Here is a 21,011-nt window from a genome sequence, read left to right as displayed (position 1 = left end):
GCTTTCACTCGTCTGTCAGCCGTTCGGTCGCTTCGACGAGCGGGTGTCGGGCGTAATCGACGATCTCCACGTCAGCCAGCGATTCCAGTCCCTCTTTGCGGGCGGTCCGGGCCATCCCGAGATCGATCCGGCCCGGAAGCACGATGACGTAGGCGTCCATCTCCTCGATTCCGGCCCGGCGAGCCGCCATGACCCGGTGGTGTCCGTCGGCCAGGAGCAGGTCACCGCCGTTGTCGATGACGACCAGGGGTTCGGCGAGACCACGTTCGAGTTCGTACTCGCGGCCTTCGAGTTCGTCCGCATACACAGTGCTCTGTGTCGGCGTGAGATCCCCAAGCGATATCGTGCGGCGCTCCTCGTCGGCCTCGATGTCGTGGATTGTCTCCAGGGTCCGCTTGAGTTTGCCGACCTTCTCGGGGGTCGCCCGTTCGATCTGGCTGCGGATCACGTCGGCGTTCGAGATAATTCCGACCAGGTTCCCGGCGTCGTCGACCACGGGGAGTTTCTGGATGCCCGACCGGAGGATAACTCTGGCGGCGTCTGTGACTTTCATCTCCGGATGGGCGACGATGAGCTCCTCGCTCATCACTCGGAAGAGTGGCGTGTCCGGATCCACCAGTAGAAGATCGCGGGCCGAAACAAATCCCTCGACCCGCCGACCGTCGGTCACCGGGAAGCCGTTATGATCCTCGCTTTCGATAATCCGCTTGGCGACGGCCCCGACAGTCTCGTCGGCCGAAACTGTGGCCACGTCCTGGGTCATGTACTCCTCGACCCGAGGGCGATCGGAGCTACTCTCGAGGTCGGTTTCAAACGGCGAGTCCATCGTCTCCTCCTTTCGATCGCGGTCTCGTCTCGTGGTTCATACGCGGGTTTGGGGCCCGCCGTCCTTCCCTCTTTTCAGTCCTGGTGGGCGGAGTTCGGCAGCGGATTGCCCTCGAGCCCGGCGGCAAGGTTGTCCGCGGCCATCCGGGCCATCTTGTTCCGGGTCTGGATGCTCGCGCTCGCAATGTGCGGGGTCACGACCAGCTTTTCGGGGATGTGGTCGGTCAGTTCGTGATCCGCCGGCAGCGGCTCGGGTTCGGTCACGTCAAGCCCGGCACGGGTGATCCAGTCCTTTTCCAGGGCCGTGTACAGCGCGTCGGGGTCCACGACCGGGCCGCGGCTGGTGTTGATCAGGATGGCTTCCTCCTTCATCTGCTGGAACTCCGACTCGCCGATGAGGTGGTGGGTCGCGTCCATCAGCGGGACATGTAGCGAGACGAAGTCACTCTGAGCCAGCAGTTCGTCCTGGTCGACGAACTGGGCGTCGACGCCGACTTCGGCGAGTTCGGCCTCGGCGTCCTCGTTGGGCTCGACGTCGGAGTAAAGCACGTCCATGTCGAAGCCGGCCGCCCGGCGGGCGACCTCCGTTCCGATGTTGCCCATCCCGATCACACCGAGAGTCGCGTGGTGAACGTCCGGCCCGGTCAGCAGGGTCGGACCCCAGGTCTCCCACTCGCCATCGAGGACGTAGTCCTGACCCTCGACGGTCCGGCGGGCGGTGGTCATCAGAAGCGACCAGGCGAAGTCGGCGGTCGTCTCCGAGAGGACACCCGGCGTGTGTCCGACGGGGATGTCCCGTTCGGCCGCCGCGTCCATGTCGATGTGGTCATAGCCGACCGAGAACGTGGAAATGACTTCGAGGTTCGGCGAGGCGTCCATCACCTCACCGTCGATGTCATCGGAGAGCAGACAGAGCAGTCCCTCCGCTTCGAGGTCTGCCAGGGTCTCGATGATGTGTTCTTTGGAGGGTGGTGTCTTCTCCTCCCAGACGTGGACGTCATAATTTTCTTCGAGGCGTTCGATACCGGCGTCGGGGATTCGACGCGTGACGTATACAGTCGGTTTGTCTGCCATGGATATGTCTCCTTGTGGGGTGGGTTTGAAGGTCGGGGTCGGGTGAAATTTTGCGACTACAGGAAGCCGGCGTCCTCGAGCCGGTCGATCCCTTCCTGGATGCGGGACTCGGTCTCGACGAGTGACGCACGGACATAGCCCGGCGTGTTGAAGGCCTGACCGGGCACGAGGCCGACACCCGCCTCGCGGACGGCGTCCTTGCAATACTCCATGTCGTCATCGGAGTCGATCTCGAACATCACGTAGAAGGCTCCTTCCGGGACCATGACGTTGATGTCCCGCTCCTCCAGCAGGTCGACCAGGAGATCCCGACGGGCCTCGAAGGTCTCCATCATGTCGCCCGTGAAAGCGTCGATGTCGGTGTTCTCCAGAGCCTCGATGCCCGCGCGCTGGACGAAGTTCGAGGCACAGGAGACCGAGTGGGAGTGAACCTTGCCGGCCTGGGTGGTGTGATCGGTCGGCGCGGCCATGAAGCCCAGCCGGTAACCGGTCATCGAGAAGGTCTTGGAGAACCCGTTGATGGTGATCGTCCGCTCCATCATGCCGTCGTAGGTCGCGAGGCTGCGCTGCTCGTTGTCACCGTAGAGCAACTCGGCGTAGATCTCATCGGAGAGTACCGGGAGGTCATACTCCACCGCGATGTCACGGACGCCCTCGAAGGCGGCCTCGGAGAACACCATCCCGCTGGGGTTGTTCGGCGAGTTGAGCATGATGAGAGCCGTGTCGTCGCTGACAGCGGCCTCCAGATCGTCGAGTGCCGGCTCGAGCTGGAAGTCATACGGCGCGGTCCCGACGTGGACGGCCTCGCCACCGGCCAGCTTGACCATCGGCTCGTAGGAGGACCAGACCGGGTCGATGACGATGACCTCGTCGCCGGGGTCGACGATGGCCTGCAGGGTCTCGTAGAGGGCGTGCTTGCCACCCGGGGTCGCGATGATGTTCTCGGGCCCGTAATCCAGATCGAACCGATCCTGGAGGTAGCCTGCGATCGACTCGCGCAGGGAGAGCAGGCCGTTGGAGGGTGTGTAGGTCGTGTGTCCGGCGTCGAGAGCATCCTTGGTCGCGTCGATGACGTGCTGGGGCGTCTCGACGTCTGGTTGGCCGACACTCAGATCGACGATGTCGGCGTCTTCCTGTTCCTCGAGCTCGGAGACGAGATTCGAAATGACGAAGGGGGCCGCCGGTTCGACAGCGTGGACGCGCTCGGCGAACTCCATTAGCGGTCACCTCGAATCGAGTGGTTCCGGCTCCCTTCCGTGGGGACGGGTACAAATCGTGGCTCCGGCGTGGCTCCGGTACGGATTGCCATGGTGTGATTGGGGAAACTCGATAGCGTCAAAAATAGGTTTCGTTCGACTCTCGGGCCTGTGACCCCCGTTTCAGGCAACGTTTGCGTCCAGATCCTTCAGGGCGGCCCGAAGACGGCCCTCGATCTGCTCCTCGACGATCTCGGTGAGCTGGGTTTGCACGCGTTCGTCCCCGAGGGCCTGGAAAATCCCGAGTGAGAGCTGTGCGCCCGCCATCGACTCGTGGCCCCCAGCGCTCCCGAGGTCGTCAAACGCCTGGCGAAACACCTGTCCGAGGTCGGCCGTCCCACCTCGCGCTCGCCCGGAAAGGTGTACTGTATCGTCAGTGTAGCCGTAGACCACCGTCACTGTGACATCCTCTAATCCCAGGAGTCGATCCGCCGCCTGGGCCAGCGAGTCACGCGACTGGATCATCCCCACACAGGTCGTGAGCACCCCATCTGCCACGTGCCGTTTCCGAATCGCCTCGCCGATCGTCTCGAGGGTGGTTGGACTCAGTGAGGGACTTTCGATTCGAACCAGCGCGTCGAGATCGGCCCGAGGGAGCAGCCAGGCGGCCGCCTCGAAGTCCCGTTCGGTGGTCTCACGCCCGAAATCCCGCGTGTCGACACGGATCCCGTAGAGGAGTCCAGTGGCCACCTCGGTCTCGACGTCGATGTCGTACCCACGGAGGTAATCGACGAGCAGCGTACTGGTGGCCCCGACATCCGAGCGGACGTCCACGAAGGACGCCTCCGGGAGTTCCGTCGGCGGGTGATGATCGATCACGATGTCGACGGGTGTATCGGGCGCGAGCTGGTCGTTTACCCCCGGACGGCTGTGATCGACCAGGGCGAGGTGATCCGCCTCGAACTCCGCTGGGTCCGCCAGCGCCTCCAGATCCACGTCGAGCAGATTAACGAAGGCTCGGTTCTCCTGGTGAGTGATATCCCCGAAATAGCAAATCTTGGCTGGCACCGAAAAGCGCTCCGCGATCGCCCGAAGCGCCAGCGCAGCGCCCAGCGCATCCGGGTCCGGATTGTCGTGTGTGCAGATGGTGAGTGTCCCGTCCATCACCCGCAACGTATCCCGAAGCGCCGCCAATCGATCCGGCTCGGCCGCAAAGTACCGTTCGTCGAGTTCGTCGAGCAGCAGCCCACCCGGTGAGATCACGCCGTCGACCACCGCCGGAATCTGTGTATAGTCGCCCGTTTCGCCCGGCAAGGAGAGCAGTTGGGCCCCGGGATAGGCCTCGCGGGCTGCGTGGGCAGCCGCGGTCGCCCGTGGTCGATACTCGGTCAACACGACGATCACGTCCGGGTCGATGCCACGTTCGCCGATCGCGTCCGGATCGGTAATGTCACCAACCTCCGCGTTGACCGACACGTCCCGGAGATGATCGACTGCCCGCTCGTCCGGGTCGATCACCATCAGATCGCCCTGCCAATCGCGGATCTCAGTAATGATGCCGCGGCAGAGTTCCCCACAACCCAGCACGAGCCGGTCGACCATGCGACCCAAATTGTGTCGCCCGGAGTGAAAACAGTTGTCTCTCCGGTCAGACGCCGCCTTCGAGCAGCAGCGAGGCCGCAGAGATGGCCGTCTCGGCGACGGGGTCGAAGGCGAACAGCAACACGACGGTCACTGCAGCGGCACCGATCACAGCCGCGTACATCCCCGTCGGCGTCTCACCGATGGAGAGTGAGTCGGCCGGGTCCTCGATCCAGAGGGCCTTCACGACCCGTGAGTAGTAGAACAGCGAGATCGCACTATTGATCGCGGCGATCCCGGCGAGCCACCAGAACCCGGCCTGGACGGCCCCGGCAAAGAGGACGTACTTCGAGAGGAAGCCGCCCCCGACCGGGAGCCCGGCCAGGCTGAACATGAAGATGGTCATCGCGACGCTCACGTACGGCGCCTTCCGGGCGAGGCCGTTGTAGTCCTCGAAGGTCCGGCCGACGTCCCAGTGTTCGGCCAGGGCCACGAAGAGGAAGGCCCCGGTGTTCATGAAGCCATAGACCAGCAGGTGCATCATCGCAGCCCCGAGCACCAGGGAGTCCGTCGCCAGGTCACCGGGCCCGGCCAGGGCGGCCAGCCCGATGAGGACATAGCCCGCGTGTCCGATCGAGGAGTACGCGAGCATCCGCTTGACCCGCTCCTGGGTCGCGGCGGCGAAGTTCCCGAGAGTCATCGTGACGATCGCGAGGATCACGAGCACCCAGGCCCATGGGACCGTCTCGGCGACGGCGTCGAGTGGGAAGCCCCACACGAGCACGCGGAAGGCAACGGCGAAGCCGGCCGCCTTCGAGGCCGAGGAGATGAACGCCGAAATCGGCGCCGGTGCCCCCTCGTATGCCTCGGGCGCCCAGAAGTGGAAGGGCACGCTGGCGGTCTTGAAGAGGAAGCCGCCCAGCACCATCACCAGTCCGAGACCCAGCAGGCCGTCAAGCCCACCGAGCGAGGGAATGGCTTCGGCAATACCGGCGAGATGCAGCGTGCCGGTCGCCCCGTAGACCAGGCTGATACCGTAGACCATGATCGCCGAGGACAGCGCGCCGATGAGGAAGTACTTCAGACCGGCTTCGACACTTCCCTGGTCACGCTTGAGGTAGGCCACCAGCCCGTAGGAGGGCAGGGAGGCCAGTTCGAGGCTGATGAAGACCATCGCGAGGTTGTTCGCGCTGGCCATCAAGCTCATCCCGAGGGCCGCCAGGACGACGAGCGAGTAGTACTCCGCCATCCGTTCGGACCCCTCGAGGTAATCGTAACTCGCGATCACCACGAGCAGGGTTACGGCCCCGAAGATGAACGTGAAGAACAGGCTCATCCCGTCGACCACGACCATGCCCTCGAACAGGGCCGGGACCGTCGCTGCCTGACCCGTCCCGGCTGCGAGGAACCAGGCACTGCTCAATGCGACCAGCGCCGGGCCGATACCGGCGATCGCCGCCAGCAGGTCGGGCCGACGCGATTTGGGGTAGATCGTATCGGCGATCAGCAGCGCCATGGCCGTGATCGCGAACAGATACTGCGGCGTCAGATAGGGCAGTTCGACCATCTACAGTCCACCTCCGATTGTGAGGATCGGTTGCACCGCGTCCTGGATCATCCCGTAGATCAGGTCGGGCGCGGTCCCGAGCAGGATCACGAGGAGGACCAGTGCCACGATGGCGATCCGGTCGGTGACCGGTGCCGGAACGATCTCGTGGTCGGTGTCCGCCTCGAAGGGCCCGAAGAGGACCCGCTGCATCGCGAAGAGCAGGTAGCCGGCCACGATCACGATGCCGAACATCGCGAGCGCGGTGAAGATCGGCGCGTAGGGCAGCGCCGTCGACTGCATGCCGCCCAGGAAGATGTAAAGCTCCCCGGCGAAGCCAGCCATCAGCGGCAGGCCCATGTACCCGAAGGCCGCGGCCGTGAAGACCGTGGCCGTCAGCGGCATCCGATCGGCGATCCCGGAGAGGTCACCCACCATACGCGTGTGGGCGACGTTGTAGACCACACCGACGGACATGAACATCAGTCCGGAGATGAGGCCGTGGGCGACCATCTGGAAGGTCGCGCCACCCAGGCCATAGAGGTTGTACGCGACCAGTCCCAGAAGGACATAGCCCATCGAGGAGACCGAAGAGTACGCCACGATCCGCTTGAGGTCCTGCTGCCCCAAGGCGAGCATGGCCCCGTAGATCACGCTCACGACCGCGAAGATCGCGATCGGGACCGCAAACGCCTGAGCCTGGTCGGAGAGCATCGTGAAGTTGAATCGAAGCATCGCGTAGGTCCCCATCTTCAGGAGGACCCCCGCCAGGATGACCGACACCGGCGTGGGGGCCTCGACGTGGGCGTCCGGAAGCCAGGTGTGGAACGGGACCATCGGGACCTTCACGGCGAAGCCGGCGAAGATCGCGACGAATGCCACGGCCTTGAGCGTCTCGGGCGCGATGCCAGCCAGCGAGCCGAGTTCGCCAGCCTGCAGGGACTGGGCGATCGTCGGCAGGTCGAACGTGTTGACCGGCAGGCCAAAGACCAGCGCGACAAAGCCGATGAACATCACCAGGCTGGCCACGTTGGTGTAGACGAAGAACTTGATCGCCGCGTACTTGCGACGCGGGCCACCCCAGATGCCGATGAGGAAGTACATCGGCACGAGGACGAACTCCCAGGCGACGAACCAGGCCAGGAAGTCGAGTGCCGTGAAGACACCGAGGAGGCTGGCCTCCATGAACAGCATCAGGCCGTAGAACTGGGACTGGCGCTCGTCGATCGGCGTCCAGGCCGAGAGCAGCGCCAGGCTCATCAGCACCGTGGTGAGGACCACGAGGGAGAGCGCGATCCCGTCGACACCGACGTGGTAGCCGACTTCCAGGTCCCCGAGCGTGATCCAGCTCAGTTGTGTTTCGTAGGCGATCTCGCCGCCGAGCAGTGCGTTCCCGGAGCCATCGAAGCCCAGGAACATCAGAAGCGACCCAACGAGGGGCAGCAGACTCAGCCCGAAGGCGAGGCGACCGGCTCGCTCGTCGTCCGCGAACATGACCGCGACGGCGCTTGCCACCGTCACGAGAATGAGTGCCTCGATCATCATTTAGAACCACCCCCCGACGAGGGCGATTGCCACGACGAGAACCACCAGCCCCAGCGTGAGGAGGGCGGCGTAGTTCGTCACCCGTCCCGTCTGGAGCCGCCGGATGCGCGAGCCACCGAACAGGGCCACCGAGGAGATGCCGTTGACGACACCGTCGATGATACCCTGATCGAACTTGTCCGCGACTCGTGCGAGCGGCAGGGTCAGGCCCTGCGCGAGCCAGACCTGGTACTCGTCCTGGTAGTAGTTGTTGTAGAGCAGCGTCTTGATCGAACCGAGTTTGTCCGTGTGTGCGGTCGGCGCCGGCCCACGGTAGAGGACCATCGCCAGGAGCGCCCCGGCAAGGGCCAGTCCGAGGGAGAGTGCCGCCGGCAGGAACGGCGCGAGATCCGCGGCGTGATAACCAGCTGCGGACTCGAGCAGGTGATGATACTCGGTGAGTGAAACCTGCGGCAGGCCGGTCTCGAACCAGTGATGCAGATAGGTGATGTCCCAGCCGGTCAGCTCCTTGACCGGGGCCATGTTCACCAGGCCCATCACGGCCGCGAGGATGCCCAGCACCACGAGCGGGAACTTGACGTTCCAGCGCACGGGATGGGGATCCTCGGCCGTCTCCGAACGGGCCTCACCGTGGAAGGTCAGGATGACCATCCGGAAGGTGTAGAAGCCGGTGAAGAACACGGCGATGAGTCCGAAGGCATACGCCAGAAGGATCAGCGGCTGGCCGCCCAGGCCATGGATCAGCGCCTCGTAGAGGATCTCGTCTTTCGACCAGAAGCCGGCGAAGGGAAAGATGCCGGCCAGGGCGAGTGAGCCGGAGAGGAAGGTGTAGTAGGTCACGGGCATGCGCTTGCGCAGGCCGCCCATGTCCCACATGTTCTCGTTGTGGTGCATCGCGATGATGACCGAGCCCGCTCCAAGGAACAGCAGCGCCTTGAAGAAGGCGTGTGTCATCAGGTGGAAGGTCGCGGCGACGTAGCCGCCGGCCCCCAGCGCGAGCATCATATACCCGTACTGGGAGATCGTCGAGTACGCGAGCACCTGCTTGATCTCCCGCTTGACGATGGCCATCGTCGCGGCCATCAGGGCTGTGAAGCCACCGACCAGCGCGATCAGCGCCAGCACGGTCGGAAGCTGTGCGTAGAAGCCGTACATCCGCATGACCAGGTAGACACCGGCTGCGACCATCGTCGCTGCGTGGATGAGCGCCGAGACCGGCGTCGGGCCCTCCATCGCGTCGGGCAGCCAGGTGTGAAGCGGGAACTGTGCGGACTTCCCGATCACGCCGCCCAGCACGAGCAGGCCGATGATCGCGAACCACGTCTGTGGCTCCATGCCGATCGTCCCGAGGAAGTTCGAGACGACAGCGGGCATCTCGCCGCTCAGTGCCTCCGTCGCGAGCTGCGGGAAGCCGAGTTCGTCCCCGCGCGGGGCGAACAGGCCGGTGCCGAAGGTCGCGAAGATGGCCACCACACCGATGAGGAAGAAGTAGTCCCCAAAGCGGGTGACCAGAAACGCCTTCTTGGCCGCGCTCGGCGGCCCCTCCTGGCGGAACCAGAAGCCGATGAGCAGCCAGGAACACAGGCCCACGAGCTCGAAGAACATGAAGGCCATCAGGATGTTCGAGGCCATCACGAAGGCGAGCATCGAGAACGAGAACAGGCCGAGCCCGGCGTAGTACCGGGGCAGGCCGATCTCGCCCTCGTCGTTCATGTACCCGAGGCTGAACACGTGCACGAGGAAGCTGATCAGCGCGACGATGACCAGCATGTACGAGGACAGCGGATCGAGGAGGAGGCCGAAGGACAGATCGAAGGTCTCCCCCGCGAGCCCGGTCGTCCACGTGTATATCTCTTCGTTGTAATACTGCTCTGTACCACTGACTGTGACCAGAAGCCACACCGACACGAGCAGCGAGCCGAGCGTTGCCAGGATCCCCGGGATCGCGCCGCCTTTCGGCAGGAGCCGCGGGGTGAAGTACCCCGCGAGGATCGCGACCACGAAGGAGGCAAACGGCAACAGCGCGATCGCCGCGGCGAAGTCAAATGCACCTGCCATCTTACCACCTCATCGTTGTAGGTTCGGTTACGTCTACGTCCCTGAAGTTGCGGAACAGCACCAGGATGATCCCGATACCGACCGCGACTTCAGCGGCTGCCAATGCGAGTACGAACAGGCTGAACGTCTGTCCGGTAACGTTCCCCCACTGGGCCGAGAAAGCGACCAGATTGACGTTGGCCGCGTTCAGCATGAGTTCGACCGACATGAGGAACCGGAGTGCGTTGCGGCGAGTCAGCAGGCCGAACACACCGATGCTGAACATCGCCGCCGAGAGCAGCACGTAGTACTGTGTTTCGACTACCATCAGTTCTCACCTCCATCACGTCGCGAGAGCATCACGGCCGCCCCCAGCGCGGCGTCCAGCACGAACGCCACGACGAAGAAGGGCAGGAGGAAACCCTCACCGCCCACGATCGGTGCGGCCCGGTCGAGGTTAAAGAGGGCATAGCCGATGCTGCGGGTGATTTCTGCGGCCGACTCGAAGCCCGCGATCGCGCCGAAATCGGCGGTCAGAATGGCGACTGCCATCGCGGCAAACAGCGCAAGGGCCGCGATGCCGGGCAATACGTCGATGTTCGTGGAAATTTCCGGCCGGGTCGTCATGCGCCAACACCTCCGTCAGGATCGCGGGTCAGCATGACCGCGAAGGCGATCAGGATCAGCACACCGCCCACGTAGACCAGCACCTGTACAGCCGCGAGGAAGGCGGCCTGCAGCAGGAGGAAGTGGACAGCGACACTGAGCAGTGCGCCACCGAGGAAGAGGGCGGAGTGCCAGACGTCGTCCACGAGGACCACGCCCAGACTGCTGCCGATGGTGAACAGCGCGAAGAGGAGGAAGGTGAGTTGTTCGATCATTGGTAGTCCACCTCGCCTTCACCCTCGTCGACCCAGGCCTCACGATCCGATTCGCGAGCGTTGACCGGGTCCATGTCCTTGTACCACGGTACGTTCTTGAGCTGTTCTTTGTTGTAGGCCAGGTCGTGTTTGGTGTCGCCGGTGAACTCGAAGTTCTCCGTCAGGAGAATCGCCTCGACGGGACAGACCTCCTCACAGAGCCGGCAGTAAATGCACTGCCCGACGTGGAGGTTGTACTGCTCGCCGTTGCGATCCTCGTCCATCACGATCTGAATCGTGTCGTTGGGACAGACCGTCTCACACTGGCGACACCAGATACACCGCTCCTGGCTCCACTTGTGAATGCCCCTGAATCGGGGGCTCACTTCCGGTGCCTCTTCGGGATACTCAACGGTGATCGTGTCCCCGTTGAGGGCATGCTTCATCGTCGTCGCGAGAGATTTGAGTACGCCTATCATACGATCACCCCGACGATCACGGCCGTCAGGAGCAGGTTCACGAAGGCCAGTCCGAGCATCCCCTTCCAGCCGATGTCGAGCAGCTGGTCAGGCCGAACCCGTGGGACCGCCGACCGGGCCCACTGGGTGAAGAAGAACACGCCCCAGACTTTCGCGATGAACCAGACGATACCGGGAATGAAGTTCAGCGCGGTGATCGGGGCCGTCGGGCCGCCGAGGAACAGAGTCGTGATGATCCCGGCGCCCAGGAAGATGTGGAGGAACTCTCCCAGGTAGAAGAGGACGAAGTACACCGACGAGTACTCCGTCTGATACCCCGCCACGAGGTCGTTCGGTGCCTCCGGCAGGTCGAAGGGGTTCCGACCGATCTCGGCCATATTCGCGACCATGAACAGCGCGAAGGCGAAGGGGTTGACGAAGCCGAACCAGGCCGGAATCGCAATCGGGCCCAGGGAGATCAGGTCGACTGCCTGGGCAGCGACGATGTCAGAAATCCGGAGCGAACCGGCGAAGATGACGACCGACGCGCCCGTCAGCACGAGCGGAATCTCGTAGGCGATGTTCTGTGAGACCGCCCGGAGTCCGCCCAGGAACGAGTATTTGTTGTTCGACGCGTACGCGCCCGAAACCATCCCAAGGGAGGCGATCGAAGAGACGGCGAACAGGTAGACAACACCGACCGACGGATCGGCCAGGTGAAGGCCGCTCCCGAACGGGATGACGGCAAAGCCCATCGTCGCGGAGATGACGACCAGCATCGGACCGAGGTCCCAGGCCGGCCGATCCACGTTCTCGGGAACGATCCGTTCCTTGGTAAGCAGACGGATCGCGTCTACTGCGATCGTTCCGATCCCGTAGGGACCAACCCGGTCGACGGAGATCCGGTCGGTAAACGCCGACGTGATCTTCCGCTTCATGTACGGGCCCGCGAGGGCCGCAAACAGCAACACGATGACCGCGATGATCAGGGAGCCGAGGATCCCGGAGACGATCTCCCCCAGGAGTCCCTCCAGGTTCAACAGCCCGGAGATGTGATCGACCAGCGGTGCGGACGAAGCCATCAGCGATCCACCTCCGCCAGGACGATGTCGAGGCTTCCGATGGTCGCGACCAGGTCGGAGATCAGCTCACCTTCCGACATCTCCTTGAGAGCCGAGAGGTTGACGAAACTCGGACCACGGATCTTGAAGCGAGCGGGCTTCTCCGTTCCGTCCGTTCGGATGTAGATGCCGAGTTCGCCTTTCGCCCCTTCCACGGCCTTGTAGATCTCCTGGCCCGGGTCGGGCTTGAGGCTGCGCGGAACGTTGGACTGGATCTCGCGTTCCTCTTCGTCGAAGTCCTCGAGGATGTTGATACACTGCTCGATGATCTTCGCGGACTCTTCGACCTCCTGCATCCGGACCATCAGACGAGCGTAGTTGTCCCCGCCCTCCTTGGTGATGACGTCCCAGTCGAGTTCGTCGTAGATGCCATAGGGGTCATCACGCCGAAGGTCATAGTCGATGCCGGAGGCACGAGCGACCGGCCCGGTCGCCCCGTAGTCCTTGGCGACTTCGGGGGCCAGGTAGCCGGTGTTCACCGTCCGCATCTGGAAGAGTTCGTTCTGCGTGAGGACGTTGTGGTACTCGTCGGTCTTCTCCGGCAGCTGCTCGAGGAACTGGCGGATCTTCTCGAAGAACTCGTCCCGGGGCTCGGGCAGGTCCCAGACGACCCCGCCGAGGCGGAGATAGTTGTACATCATCCGCTGGCCGGTGAGGTCCTCCAGGATGTCCATCACGTAGTCCCGGTCCCGCATCGCGTACATGAACACGGCCGCGAAGTCCCCGACGATGTCGAGTCCGAACGTCGCCACCGCGAGCAAGTGAGCCGAGATGCGAGTGAGTTCCGCGGCCATCGTCCGGACGACCTGGGCGTAGTACGGAACCTCGATGTCCGCGAGGTCTTCGATCGCACGCGCGTAGGCCCACTCGTTCAGGATGCCCGCCGGCGTGTAGTCCCAGCGATCCGGGTAGGGCATGATCTGGTGTCGGAACGTGCTGTTCTGACACATCTGCTCCTGACACCGGTGCAGGTAACCGATGTCGGGTTCGACGTCGGCCACCTGCTCCCCGTCCAGGACCGTCTTGAGGTGCAAGACGCCGTGGGTGGCGGGGTGATGGGGCCCGATGTTGAGGAACATCGTGTCCAGATCGTCGCCGTCGGTCTCGACCTGCATGTCCTCCTCGATCGGATTCTTGTGCTTCTCGAGGGCGACGATCTGGGGTTTGTCCTGATCGTAGTCCTTGCTGAGGGGGTGTCCCTGCCAGGTCTGTGGCAGCAGAATACGTCGCAGATCGGGGTGCCCCTCGTAGTTCATGCCCACGAGGTCATACGCCTCGCGCTCGTGCCAGTTCGCCGTCGAGTAGACCGGTGCCGCGCTTTCGTGGGACGGATCGTTACGCGGTGTCGGGACCACGACGCTCACTTCGGCCTGGGCGTCGTCGTACTGCCGAAGGTGATAGATGGACTCGTAACGGTCATCGAGTTCCTGTGCGCTCACGCTTGCGAGGTGGTCGAAGCCCTCGGCCTTCAGCGTGGACAACGCGTCCTGCACGGCGTCGCCACGAACGACGAAGGCCTCGGCGTTGTGATGGGTCTCGCGATCGACCACACTGTCTCCCAGGAGCTCTTCCAGCGCGTCGTAATCCACCGCACCGGCGTCCGGCTCCGTCGCTGTTTCGTCCTGCGTGCTCATGGTGAATCAGCCCAGTTGTACCGCATAACCAGCGTTTCTTCGTCGATCTCGCTTGCGAGGTGGTCGACAACCTCGTCGCGGTCCAGGTCCCCGAACTGTTCGAGTTCGTAGGGTTTCACCGTCACCGCCGAGGACTCCCCGTTGGCGATGCGCTCCTGAAGCTTGACGATGCCGTAGATGAGCGCCTCGGGCCGCGGCGGGCAGCCCGGAACGTGGATGTCGACCGGAACGATCTCCTCGGCGCCTTTCACCACGTTGTAACCCTCCTGGAACGGACCGCCGGAGGCCGAGCAGTTGCCCATGTTCACGACGAACTTGGGCTCGGGCATCTGATCGTAGACCCGCTTCATCCGGGGGGCGAACTTCGAGACGATCGTCCCCGGAATGATCATCACGTCGGCCTGCCGCGGGGAGGCCCGCGGAACGCCGGAGTGGAAGCGGTCGAGGTCGTGTTTCACCGAGTAACTGTGCATCATCTCGATGCTGCAGCAGGCGATCCCGAACTGCAGCATGAACATCGAGGACCCCCGGGCCCAGTTCATGAACTTGTCCAGCTTGGTCAAGATGAACGGGGTCGACCCGAGCGCCTCTCGAAGCTTCGAGTTGAACCGGTTGTCCACGCCCTCGCCGATCCGGGTGTCCCGGGTGTCGGTGGAGGGAGCAGCCGGTTCGACGACGTCGTCTCGTGGCTGTTCTCTACTCATGTCTCGACATCCTCCGTTCGTAGCGCGGGTTCCGCACCCAGCCGAGCGCGCCGTTGCGCCAGGCCCAGGCCAGGGCCACGATCAAAATGCCGATGAACAGGACCATCGGCCCCAGGGCCCACAGCAGGCCTTCCGTCCCAGCGATATCCCGGTAGATCGACGTCCACGGGAATATCAACACGGTCTCGATGTCGAACACGAGGAACAACAGCGCGACCATGTAGTACTGGATGTTGAACCGCACGTGTGTGTTACCAGTCGGTACTTCCCCACTTTCGTAGGTCGTCCGTTTGCTTTGTTCCGGCACGTCAGGGCGCAGCAGTCGCGATATACCCATCATCGCCCCGATGATGGCAATCGCGACGACGGCCAACATGCCGACAGCGATCCATGGATTCATAAGTGGATTCGTAACACTCGGGGCTTTGTTTCCCCCCACTATAAACATTGATTCTTGCGATAGTTCCCGTGTAACCCGTATTTTTGGGTGTTTCAGCTGTTACCATATGCAGAGGATTGACACACATTCGAGTCGTGGTGACATCCTTCAATTCGCCTTCACTCGTGTCTGGCAGTTGAGAGCTGACCGATTTCTGAGAGAGATCGATACAGGCGAGCACCGGGCGTGGGACTAATTTTCCACCCTCGGACAGCCGAAGGGATAGAGACACCAGACGAACGGGGCCCGGGCCTGACCGGTGTCTCCCCGTTGGGATGACATCCCGAATCTGTGATATGAATCGGAGAGGTCGGAACAGCTAGAGAATTGGTAGCACGATTTAGCCCGGGTTTTCGGGCAGTATTGGGCGTCTCGCGAAACCAGTGATTCTTGAGTGAAACCACCAGGGCCTTGTTACTTGAGCCGATAGGAAAGGTATGGGCCTGAAGACGCTCGGTCTCGATGGGGTGACGGACATGTTCGTCTCCGAACCGGACGTGACCTTCTTTCACCCACCCAGTATCTACGACTTCCGGGAGCGTCCGGAAGTCATCGGACCGATCAGCGACGTCATCCCGTCATCGCCGGTCTTCGAGATGTATCCGATCGGGCTGACGAGTATCGCGGACACCCTGGAACGGAACGGGTACAACGCCCAGATCGTCAATCTGGCCCACGAGATGCTCGTCGACTCCGAGTTCGATGTCGAACGAGAGATCGCCGAATCCGACGCCTGGATGTTCGGCGTGGACCTCCACTGGCTCCCACACGCCCACGGGGCGATCGAGATCGCGCGACTCATCAAGAAACACCACCCGGAGGCCCCGGTCGTCTTCGGGGGGCTCAGTTCGACGTACTTCCACGAAGACCTCATCGAGTATCCCTCCGTTGACTACGTGGTTCGAGGGGATTCGACCGAGGAGCCGGTCGCAAAGCTCGTCGAAACGATCAAAACGGGCGGTGACCTCTCCGAGGTTCCAAACCTGACCTACCAGGCAGAGGGCGAAACGGTCGTCAACGAACTGACCTACATGCCGGAGGCCCTCGACGACTCCTCGATTCCCTCCTACACCTACGCGGTCAAGTCCGTGTTCAAGTACGGGAGTGTCCGCAAGGTGATTCCGCACCGGGGGTGGCTCGACAAGCCTATCACGATGTTGCTCACATCGCGGGGCTGTCGGCACGCCTGCTCGTTCTGTGGCGGCGCAAACTCGTATGGCGACGTCCACGGCCGGCAAGAGCCGGCATTCCGGTCGCCCGAGAAACTGATCGAGGACATCAGGACGATCCGCTCGTTCTCGGAGGGGCCGATATTCGTCGTCCACGACCTGCGGATGGGCGGCTGGGATTACGCCCAGGAGTTCTTCGACAGACTCGCGAGCGAGGACATCCCGAACGAGTTCATCTTCGAACTTTTCGGCCCGGCCGACGAGGAGTACTTCCAGATGATCGACGAGGCCGTCGAGAGCTACAGCCTGGAGTTGAGCCCCGAATCCCACGTCCCCGAGGTTCGCAAGGAGATGGGGAAGTTCGCCGTCTCGAACGAAGCCATCGAGAACACGATGCAGGCGGCCCTGGACAACGGCTGTCAGAACATCGACCTCTTCTACATGATCGGCCTCCCGGACCAGACCTACGAGGACGCGGTCGGGTGCGTGGAGTACGCCGAACACATTCTGGAGGACATCGACGACGAGCGAATCATCCCGTTCGTCGCACCCTACGCCCCGTTCCTCGACCCGGGGAGCCCGGCCTTCGAGCAGCGCGGGGAGTACGGCTTCGAGGTTCATGCCGACTCCCTGGAGGATTATCGCCAACTCCTGCTCGAACCCAGCTGGAAGCGGATGTTGAGCTACGAGACCGAGCACCTCAGCCGGGACGACATCGCGGATGCGACCTACGAGGCCGCCCGGAAGATGAACAGGCTGAAGTACGAACACGGGCTGCTGGAGCAAGATACCTACGAAACGATGATGGAGCGCCTGGAGACTTCAGAGGAACTCGTCAATCGGGTCGACGAGGTGTACGAGAACACCCCCGAGGCCGAACGGGACGAGAAGCTCAAGGCACTCTTCGACGAGTACTCGGCCTTCGACGACTTCGGCGAGAACAGCATCGCCGGCGCGGACGAGCTCTGGTGGCCGAGCAACGGATTCAGGAACGGTCTCGCGCTGGCTGGCCTCGGTGCGAAGCTACTCGTGCAGGACCTCAAACAGCGAGTCGGCAACGGCCGAACGACCCGGAAGTAGTTACCGCGATTCGCGGAACGCCGTCGTCCCCTGACGGTGCAGCGACTCCGAAACCGTCGCCACGTCGGCGGCCTGTGTTTCCTGGCGCTCCACCAGCCGCTCCCGCAGTGTTTCGTCGGTCCGGGCGAGGATCTGAACCGCCGAGAGCGCCGCGTTGAATGATTTCCCAGCGTCGACGGCGGTAATCGGTGCGCCTTTCGGCATGCCAAGCACGGAGTCGACGGACTTCTCCTGAACTGGAATCCCGATCACCGGGATCGGATACGCGATCGACGCCGTCATGTTCGGCAGGTCGGCGGATTTGCCGCCCGCACCGGCGAGGATGACGTCCAGCCCCCGATCCGGGGCAGTTTCGGCGTACGCATAGAGCAGATCGGGAGTCCGATGAGCCGAGACGACCCATGACTCGTAGGTGTACTCGGCCGCTGGGGGGTCATCGTAATCAGTGAGTTCGACAAATCCCAGTTCATCTAGGGCCTCCCCAGCCCCAGCCATCACATCCAGATCGGAATCACTTCCCATGATAATACCCACGTCCGGCCGGTCGCTCTCCGGACGGTCCCGCTCGGCTTCGGCCTCGAACAACTTTCGAAGAGCAGCAACGTCGGTCATGGCTCAGGTATCCGCCGGCCCGAACCTGAGTGTTTCCCTCGCCGCTTTGACTCGCTCGTGGTTCGCAGCCAGGTCCGACCCGGTTGTCGTCACGTGGCCCAGCTTTCGCAGGGGCCGCACCTCCCGTTTGCCGTACCAGTGGAGGTGAACGCCATCCATTCCGAGCAGGGCATCAACTCCGAGAAGCGAGACCGGTCGCGAGTCACCGCCGTCGCCGAGCAGGTTCGCCATGGCGGTCGGCTCCCGGAGGGTGGTCGATCCAAGCGGGAGGCCCAGAACCGCTCGAACGTGCTGTTCGAACTGGGAGGTCACGGCTCCCTCGATGGTGTAGTGTCCGGAATTGTGCGGTCGCGGGGCGATCTCGTTGACCAGAATTTCGCCATCGCTCGTTTCGAAGAGTTCGATCCCGAAGACACCACGTCCCTCGAAAACCGAGAGGACCGAACGGGCGACCTCACTCGCTCGCTCGCGACGCGATTCGGTCGTCCGAGCCGGCACGAGTGTCTCACGAAGGATCTCTTCCTCGTGGACGTTCTCTCCGACGGGGTAGGTCGCCGTCTCCCCGTCTCCCCGAACCCCGATGACGCTGAGCTCCCGTTCGAAATCCACGAGGGACTCAGCCACGAGTCCCGAAAGCGAGCCGAACGCGGCGGTGGCCGCATCGACGCTGTCGACGATCGCGTTGCCACGCCCGTCGTACCCGCCAGTCCGGGCTTTGAGCATCAGCGGCGAGCCGAGTTCCGCGAGAGCAGACTCGAGTTCGGCCGCTGAATCCACCCCCCGATAGGGAGCGACCGGAATGCCAGCCGCATCGAGTGTCTCCTTCTCGGTCAGTTTGTCCCGGGTCACCCGGAGGTCCTGCGGCGCCGGATGGACTGGTGTCCCCGTCGATTCGGCGACCGCTTCCAGACTCTCCGGATCAGCGAGTTCGATCTCCAGGGTGAGGGTATCTACGCGTTCGGCAAGCGCTTGCACGGCAGACTGGTCGTCGAACGCCGCTTCGATCTGGTCAGCGGCCGGCGGAAAGGCCGGACAGTCCGGTGTCGGATCGAGCACGACAGTCTCGACCCCCAGTGGACTGGCCGCCTCACCCAGCATCCGGCCGAGTTGACCGCCACCCACGATTCCGAGGGTCGTCTCGGGAAGCGAATCCGTCATTCGGTGGAACGGTTGTGGACGGAAGTGGATAAACGTTGCCGAGTGAGGAGCGAAATACTCACGTTCGTGGATTATCCAGGGCCGCGGGGTCCAGAAAGACGACCGTTTCGGTTCCGTGGGAGGTCAACTCATAGGTCCGGGACTCGTAGCCTTCGAGGTGGTCCGCGAGTTCACCGTAGTGTTCGACCCGGGCGATGACGACCGGCGGGTCCTCCGGCAGTTCGTTCGGACTGGTCGCGCTGGCCGTCGTCGCTCCGGACCGCTCCAGATACCACGCGAGCGGGAGCCGATTCAGCCAGTTCGAGTTCGCGGGATACTGATCGGCCACCGACTCGTCGGCCACGCCGAAGTGATCACCATAGAAGACCACGTCAGTCCCAGTGTTCGCCTGCACTACCGCGTCGATGTCCGTGAGCGTGGGTCGGAGATCTCCCGCCGGCTGGCCGTATTGTACGAGCGGGTTGTCGTCGTCCTGCGGGGCCCGATAGGACGTGTCGTAAGCGGTGAATCCGACCTGTCCGACCACGGACAGGAGAACGATCGCCACGAGCGCGATTCCGATCCAATCCTCGGTGTCCCAGGCATCCAGGCCCCAGTCCAAGAGAACTCTGAGCCCCACCGCAGCCGGAATCGCGAGCGGAACGAACGCGTGAACGAGACTCCACGGGGCCGAGATGTCCGTGATCGCGGGATAGAGCAGGTAAATCGTGATTCCCGTATAGAACGCAAACGAGACGAGATCCCGCGGGCGGTCGCCAGTGTACCGATCCGCGAGGAACCCGAAGACGGCAAAGGAAACGAGCGGGAGACTCACTGTGGCGGTCGTCAACAGTGCCTCGCCGAGGAATGCAACGTAGCTGTGCTCGTGGCCACCCGCGATCCACTGGCCGAACAGGGCCCGGGCGCTCTCCACCGTGGCCGCGTGGACGACCCCGGGAAGTTTACTCGGAGCGGCCAGGGCCTGGTACAGGTCCGGGCGCGGCGCGAACAGCAACACGACGAGGAAGAGAAATTCCCCGAGAGCGAGGCCGATCGGCCATCGGTACCGTTTGAGACCGCGAACGAGTCGCTTCACCAGGGGCTCAGTGACCGCCAGCCAGGTCCGTCCTTCCTCGCGAGCGACGAAGAGGCGATGATCGAGCAGGAGAAGGAGTGCCCCGAGCCACACCCCCACGTAAACCAGTGCGATCTCCTTCGTCCCAAGGGCAAGCACCAGCCCCGGGACGGCCGCGTACAGGTTCCACTCGCGACGGGTGTCGATGAACCGGAGGACGAACCCAAGCGCGACCAGCGCGAACCCGGCGGCCAGCACGTCGTTTCGCATGAATCGCCCGTAGTAGAGCAAGACCGGCTCCACGGCGAGGATCAGGCCGAAGAAGATCACCTCGTAATTCGAGAGTCGCGAACGGAACAGGTACGCCGCGAGCGGGAGCAACCCACCCACCAGCGCGACGACCGAACGGGCGACCGCGTCGCTCGTTCCCACGGTCTCGAAGAGAAACGCGTTGACGTGAAAGAGCACCGGGCCGTGGACGATCGGCCGGTACTCCCAGACACCGGTTTCGAGGTAGCGAAGCGTCCAGTAACCCACCCGGGCTTCGTCCCAGTGAAAGACCCGCCCGCCGAGGACCGCAAAACGGGCGAGCAGCCCGAACGCAGTGAGAACGGCGAGCGCCGCGAGGACGTGGCGGCGATCGACCCGGCGGAGATTCATGGCCGGGATTTCAGGCCCCGAAACAAAAAGTGAGCGGGTCCGGGTCGAACCGCCGAAGAACCTACAGGGGTGCCCGTCAAAGACTAGCGTGATGGGGACCACAATCGAAATCGACGCTGACCTCTACGAACGGCTCCAGGGCCACTGTGAAGAGGGGGAATCAGTCGAGGAGTTCATCTTAGAGCTCGTCACGATGTACGAGACCGACGGGGCGTTCATGCAGGAGGGCTACTCCGAGTAACCCGAACGGGCGGGGGA

Annotated in this window: 20 protein-coding genes; 2 read left to right on the top strand and 18 right to left on the bottom strand. The window is 63.3% G+C overall.

Translation table 11 applies throughout. From position 1 onward, the window contains the following. Positions 1-4: 4 nt before the first annotated feature. From RH831_RS07705 to RH831_RS07635, 15 genes are all read right to left on the bottom strand, one after another. Positions 5-826 (bottom strand): CBS domain-containing protein, encoded by an 822-nt coding sequence (locus RH831_RS07705; protein ID WP_310553629.1) that lies wholly within the window; start codon positions 824-826, stop codon positions 5-7. A gap of 74 nt (positions 827-900) precedes the next feature. Further along, entirely contained in the window at positions 901-1,899 is a 999-nt protein-coding gene (locus RH831_RS07700; protein ID WP_310553628.1) for a D-glycerate dehydrogenase, read from the bottom strand. 56 nt (positions 1,900-1,955) lie between these two features. Continuing rightward, complete coding sequence (locus RH831_RS07695; RefSeq protein ID WP_310553627.1) at positions 1,956-3,116, bottom strand: pyridoxal phosphate-dependent aminotransferase; 1,161 nt, start codon at positions 3,114-3,116, stop codon at positions 1,956-1,958. Positions 3,117-3,278: 162 nt separating this feature from the next. After that, positions 3,279-4,697, bottom strand: a complete 1,419-nt coding sequence (locus RH831_RS07690) for a DHH family phosphoesterase (protein WP_310553626.1) — start codon at positions 4,695-4,697, stop codon at positions 3,279-3,281. A 46-nt stretch (positions 4,698-4,743) separates the two neighbouring features. Beyond that, positions 4,744-6,243: an NADH-quinone oxidoreductase subunit N gene (locus tag RH831_RS07685; protein WP_310553625.1), complete on the bottom strand. Its 1,500-nt coding sequence runs from the start codon at positions 6,241-6,243 to the stop codon at positions 4,744-4,746. Beyond that, positions 6,244-7,767 (bottom strand): NuoM family protein, encoded by a 1,524-nt coding sequence (locus RH831_RS07680; RefSeq protein WP_310553624.1) that lies wholly within the window; start codon positions 7,765-7,767, stop codon positions 6,244-6,246. Then, positions 7,768-9,825, bottom strand: coding sequence for an NADH-quinone oxidoreductase subunit L (gene nuoL / locus RH831_RS07675; RefSeq protein ID WP_310553623.1), 2,058 nt, complete (start codon positions 9,823-9,825; stop codon positions 7,768-7,770). A gap of 1 nt (position 9,826) precedes the next feature. After that, entirely contained in the window at positions 9,827-10,132 is a 306-nt protein-coding gene (gene nuoK / locus RH831_RS07670; protein ID WP_310553622.1) for an NADH-quinone oxidoreductase subunit NuoK, read from the bottom strand. Continuing rightward, positions 10,132-10,431, bottom strand: a complete 300-nt coding sequence (locus RH831_RS07665) for a hypothetical protein (protein WP_310553621.1) — start codon at positions 10,429-10,431, stop codon at positions 10,132-10,134. Before RH831_RS07665 ends, nuoK begins: the two co-directional genes overlap by 1 nt. Next, positions 10,428-10,685, bottom strand: coding sequence for an NADH-quinone oxidoreductase subunit J (locus RH831_RS07660; protein WP_310553620.1), 258 nt, complete (start codon positions 10,683-10,685; stop codon positions 10,428-10,430). Before RH831_RS07660 ends, RH831_RS07665 begins: the two co-directional genes overlap by 4 nt. Then, positions 10,682-11,143, bottom strand: a complete 462-nt coding sequence (locus tag RH831_RS07655) for an NADH-quinone oxidoreductase subunit I (RefSeq protein ID WP_070365052.1) — start codon at positions 11,141-11,143, stop codon at positions 10,682-10,684. The genes RH831_RS07660 and RH831_RS07655 overlap by 4 nt, the downstream gene beginning before the upstream one ends. Next, a complete protein-coding gene (locus RH831_RS07650) occupies positions 11,140-12,204 on the bottom strand; it encodes a complex I subunit 1 family protein (RefSeq protein ID WP_310553619.1) in 1,065 nt (354 codons plus the stop codon). Before RH831_RS07650 ends, RH831_RS07655 begins: the two co-directional genes overlap by 4 nt. After that, positions 12,204-13,877 carry an NADH-quinone oxidoreductase subunit D gene (locus RH831_RS07645; protein ID WP_310553618.1) on the bottom strand — a complete coding sequence of 558 codons (1,674 nt, stop codon included), beginning with the start codon at positions 13,875-13,877 and terminating at the stop codon, positions 12,204-12,206. Before RH831_RS07645 ends, RH831_RS07650 begins: the two co-directional genes overlap by 1 nt. Further along, entirely contained in the window at positions 13,874-14,581 is a 708-nt protein-coding gene (locus RH831_RS07640) for an NADH-quinone oxidoreductase subunit B (protein ID WP_071933101.1), read from the bottom strand. The genes RH831_RS07645 and RH831_RS07640 overlap by 4 nt, the downstream gene beginning before the upstream one ends. Continuing rightward, positions 14,574-14,981, bottom strand: coding sequence for an NADH-quinone oxidoreductase subunit A (locus RH831_RS07635; protein WP_070365056.1), 408 nt, complete (start codon positions 14,979-14,981; stop codon positions 14,574-14,576). Before RH831_RS07635 ends, RH831_RS07640 begins: the two co-directional genes overlap by 8 nt. Positions 14,982-15,457: 476 nt before the next feature. Here RH831_RS07635 and RH831_RS07630 point away from each other — a divergent pair, with 476 nt between their 5' ends. Next, positions 15,458-17,269: a TIGR04190 family B12-binding domain/radical SAM domain protein gene (locus RH831_RS07630; RefSeq protein ID WP_310553617.1), complete on the top strand. Its 1,812-nt coding sequence runs from the start codon at positions 15,458-15,460 to the stop codon at positions 17,267-17,269. Here RH831_RS07630 and purE read toward each other — a convergent pair whose 3' ends face one another. The 3 genes from purE to RH831_RS07615 are packed head-to-tail and all read right to left on the bottom strand — an operon-like array spanning position 17,270 to position 20,753. Further along, positions 17,270-17,881: a 5-(carboxyamino)imidazole ribonucleotide mutase gene (purE, locus tag RH831_RS07625; RefSeq protein ID WP_310553616.1), complete on the bottom strand. Its 612-nt coding sequence runs from the start codon at positions 17,879-17,881 to the stop codon at positions 17,270-17,272. Positions 17,882-17,884: 3 nt separating this feature from the next. Then, a complete protein-coding gene (locus tag RH831_RS07620) occupies positions 17,885-19,039 on the bottom strand; it encodes a 5-(carboxyamino)imidazole ribonucleotide synthase (RefSeq protein ID WP_310553615.1) in 1,155 nt (384 codons plus the stop codon). 58 nt (positions 19,040-19,097) lie between these two features. Beyond that, positions 19,098-20,753, bottom strand: a complete 1,656-nt coding sequence (locus RH831_RS07615) for a flippase activity-associated protein Agl23 (RefSeq protein WP_310553614.1) — start codon at positions 20,751-20,753, stop codon at positions 19,098-19,100. Positions 20,754-20,844: 91 nt separating this feature from the next. Between RH831_RS07615 and RH831_RS07610 the strand changes: the two genes are divergently transcribed. Further along, positions 20,845-20,994, top strand: coding sequence for a hypothetical protein (locus tag RH831_RS07610; RefSeq protein WP_310553613.1), 150 nt, complete (start codon positions 20,845-20,847; stop codon positions 20,992-20,994). Positions 20,995-21,011: the final 17 nt, after the last annotated feature.

It is taken from the genome of Halodesulfurarchaeum sp. HSR-GB, assembly GCF_031432215.1.
GTDB lineage: Archaea > Halobacteriota > Halobacteria > Halobacteriales > Halobacteriaceae > Halodesulfurarchaeum.
The sequence above is the reverse complement of the archived record's forward strand: the minus strand, read 5'-3'. Positions and strand labels throughout refer to the sequence as shown.

Bases quoted from the DNA above. Each gene is read 5' to 3' on its own strand.
- RH831_RS07705 (WP_310553629.1), bottom strand. From the start codon at position 826: ATGGACTCGCCGTTTGAAACCGACCTCGAGAGTAGCTCCGATCGCCCT.
- RH831_RS07700 (WP_310553628.1), bottom strand. From the start codon at position 1,899: ATGGCAGACAAACCGACTGTATACGTCACGCGTCGAATCCCCGACGCC.
- RH831_RS07695 (WP_310553627.1), bottom strand. From the start codon at position 3,116: ATGGAGTTCGCCGAGCGCGTCCACGCTGTCGAACCGGCGGCCCCCTTC.
- RH831_RS07690 (WP_310553626.1), bottom strand. From the start codon at position 4,697: ATGGTCGACCGGCTCGTGCTGGGTTGTGGGGAACTCTGCCGCGGCATC.
- RH831_RS07685 (WP_310553625.1), bottom strand. From the start codon at position 6,243: ATGGTCGAACTGCCCTATCTGACGCCGCAGTATCTGTTCGCGATCACG.
- RH831_RS07680 (WP_310553624.1), bottom strand. From the start codon at position 7,767: ATGATGATCGAGGCACTCATTCTCGTGACGGTGGCAAGCGCCGTCGCG.
- nuoL (WP_310553623.1), bottom strand. From the start codon at position 9,825: ATGGCAGGTGCATTTGACTTCGCCGCGGCGATCGCGCTGTTGCCGTTT.
- nuoK (WP_310553622.1), bottom strand. From the start codon at position 10,132: ATGGTAGTCGAAACACAGTACTACGTGCTGCTCTCGGCGGCGATGTTC.
- RH831_RS07665 (WP_310553621.1), bottom strand. From the start codon at position 10,431: ATGACGACCCGGCCGGAAATTTCCACGAACATCGACGTATTGCCCGGC.
- RH831_RS07660 (WP_310553620.1), bottom strand. From the start codon at position 10,685: ATGATCGAACAACTCACCTTCCTCCTCTTCGCGCTGTTCACCATCGGC.
- RH831_RS07655 (WP_070365052.1), bottom strand. From the start codon at position 11,143: ATGATAGGCGTACTCAAATCTCTCGCGACGACGATGAAGCATGCCCTC.
- RH831_RS07650 (WP_310553619.1), bottom strand. From the start codon at position 12,204: ATGGCTTCGTCCGCACCGCTGGTCGATCACATCTCCGGGCTGTTGAAC.
- RH831_RS07645 (WP_310553618.1), bottom strand. From the start codon at position 13,877: ATGAGCACGCAGGACGAAACAGCGACGGAGCCGGACGCCGGTGCGGTG.
- RH831_RS07640 (WP_071933101.1), bottom strand. From the start codon at position 14,581: ATGAGTAGAGAACAGCCACGAGACGACGTCGTCGAACCGGCTGCTCCC.
- RH831_RS07635 (WP_070365056.1), bottom strand. From the start codon at position 14,981: ATGAATCCATGGATCGCTGTCGGCATGTTGGCCGTCGTCGCGATTGCC.
- RH831_RS07630 (WP_310553617.1), top strand. From the start codon at position 15,458: ATGGGCCTGAAGACGCTCGGTCTCGATGGGGTGACGGACATGTTCGTC.
- purE (WP_310553616.1), bottom strand. From the start codon at position 17,881: ATGACCGACGTTGCTGCTCTTCGAAAGTTGTTCGAGGCCGAAGCCGAG.
- RH831_RS07620 (WP_310553615.1), bottom strand. From the start codon at position 19,039: ATGACGGATTCGCTTCCCGAGACGACCCTCGGAATCGTGGGTGGCGGT.
- RH831_RS07615 (WP_310553614.1), bottom strand. From the start codon at position 20,753: ATGAATCTCCGCCGGGTCGATCGCCGCCACGTCCTCGCGGCGCTCGCC.
- RH831_RS07610 (WP_310553613.1), top strand. From the start codon at position 20,845: ATGGGGACCACAATCGAAATCGACGCTGACCTCTACGAACGGCTCCAG.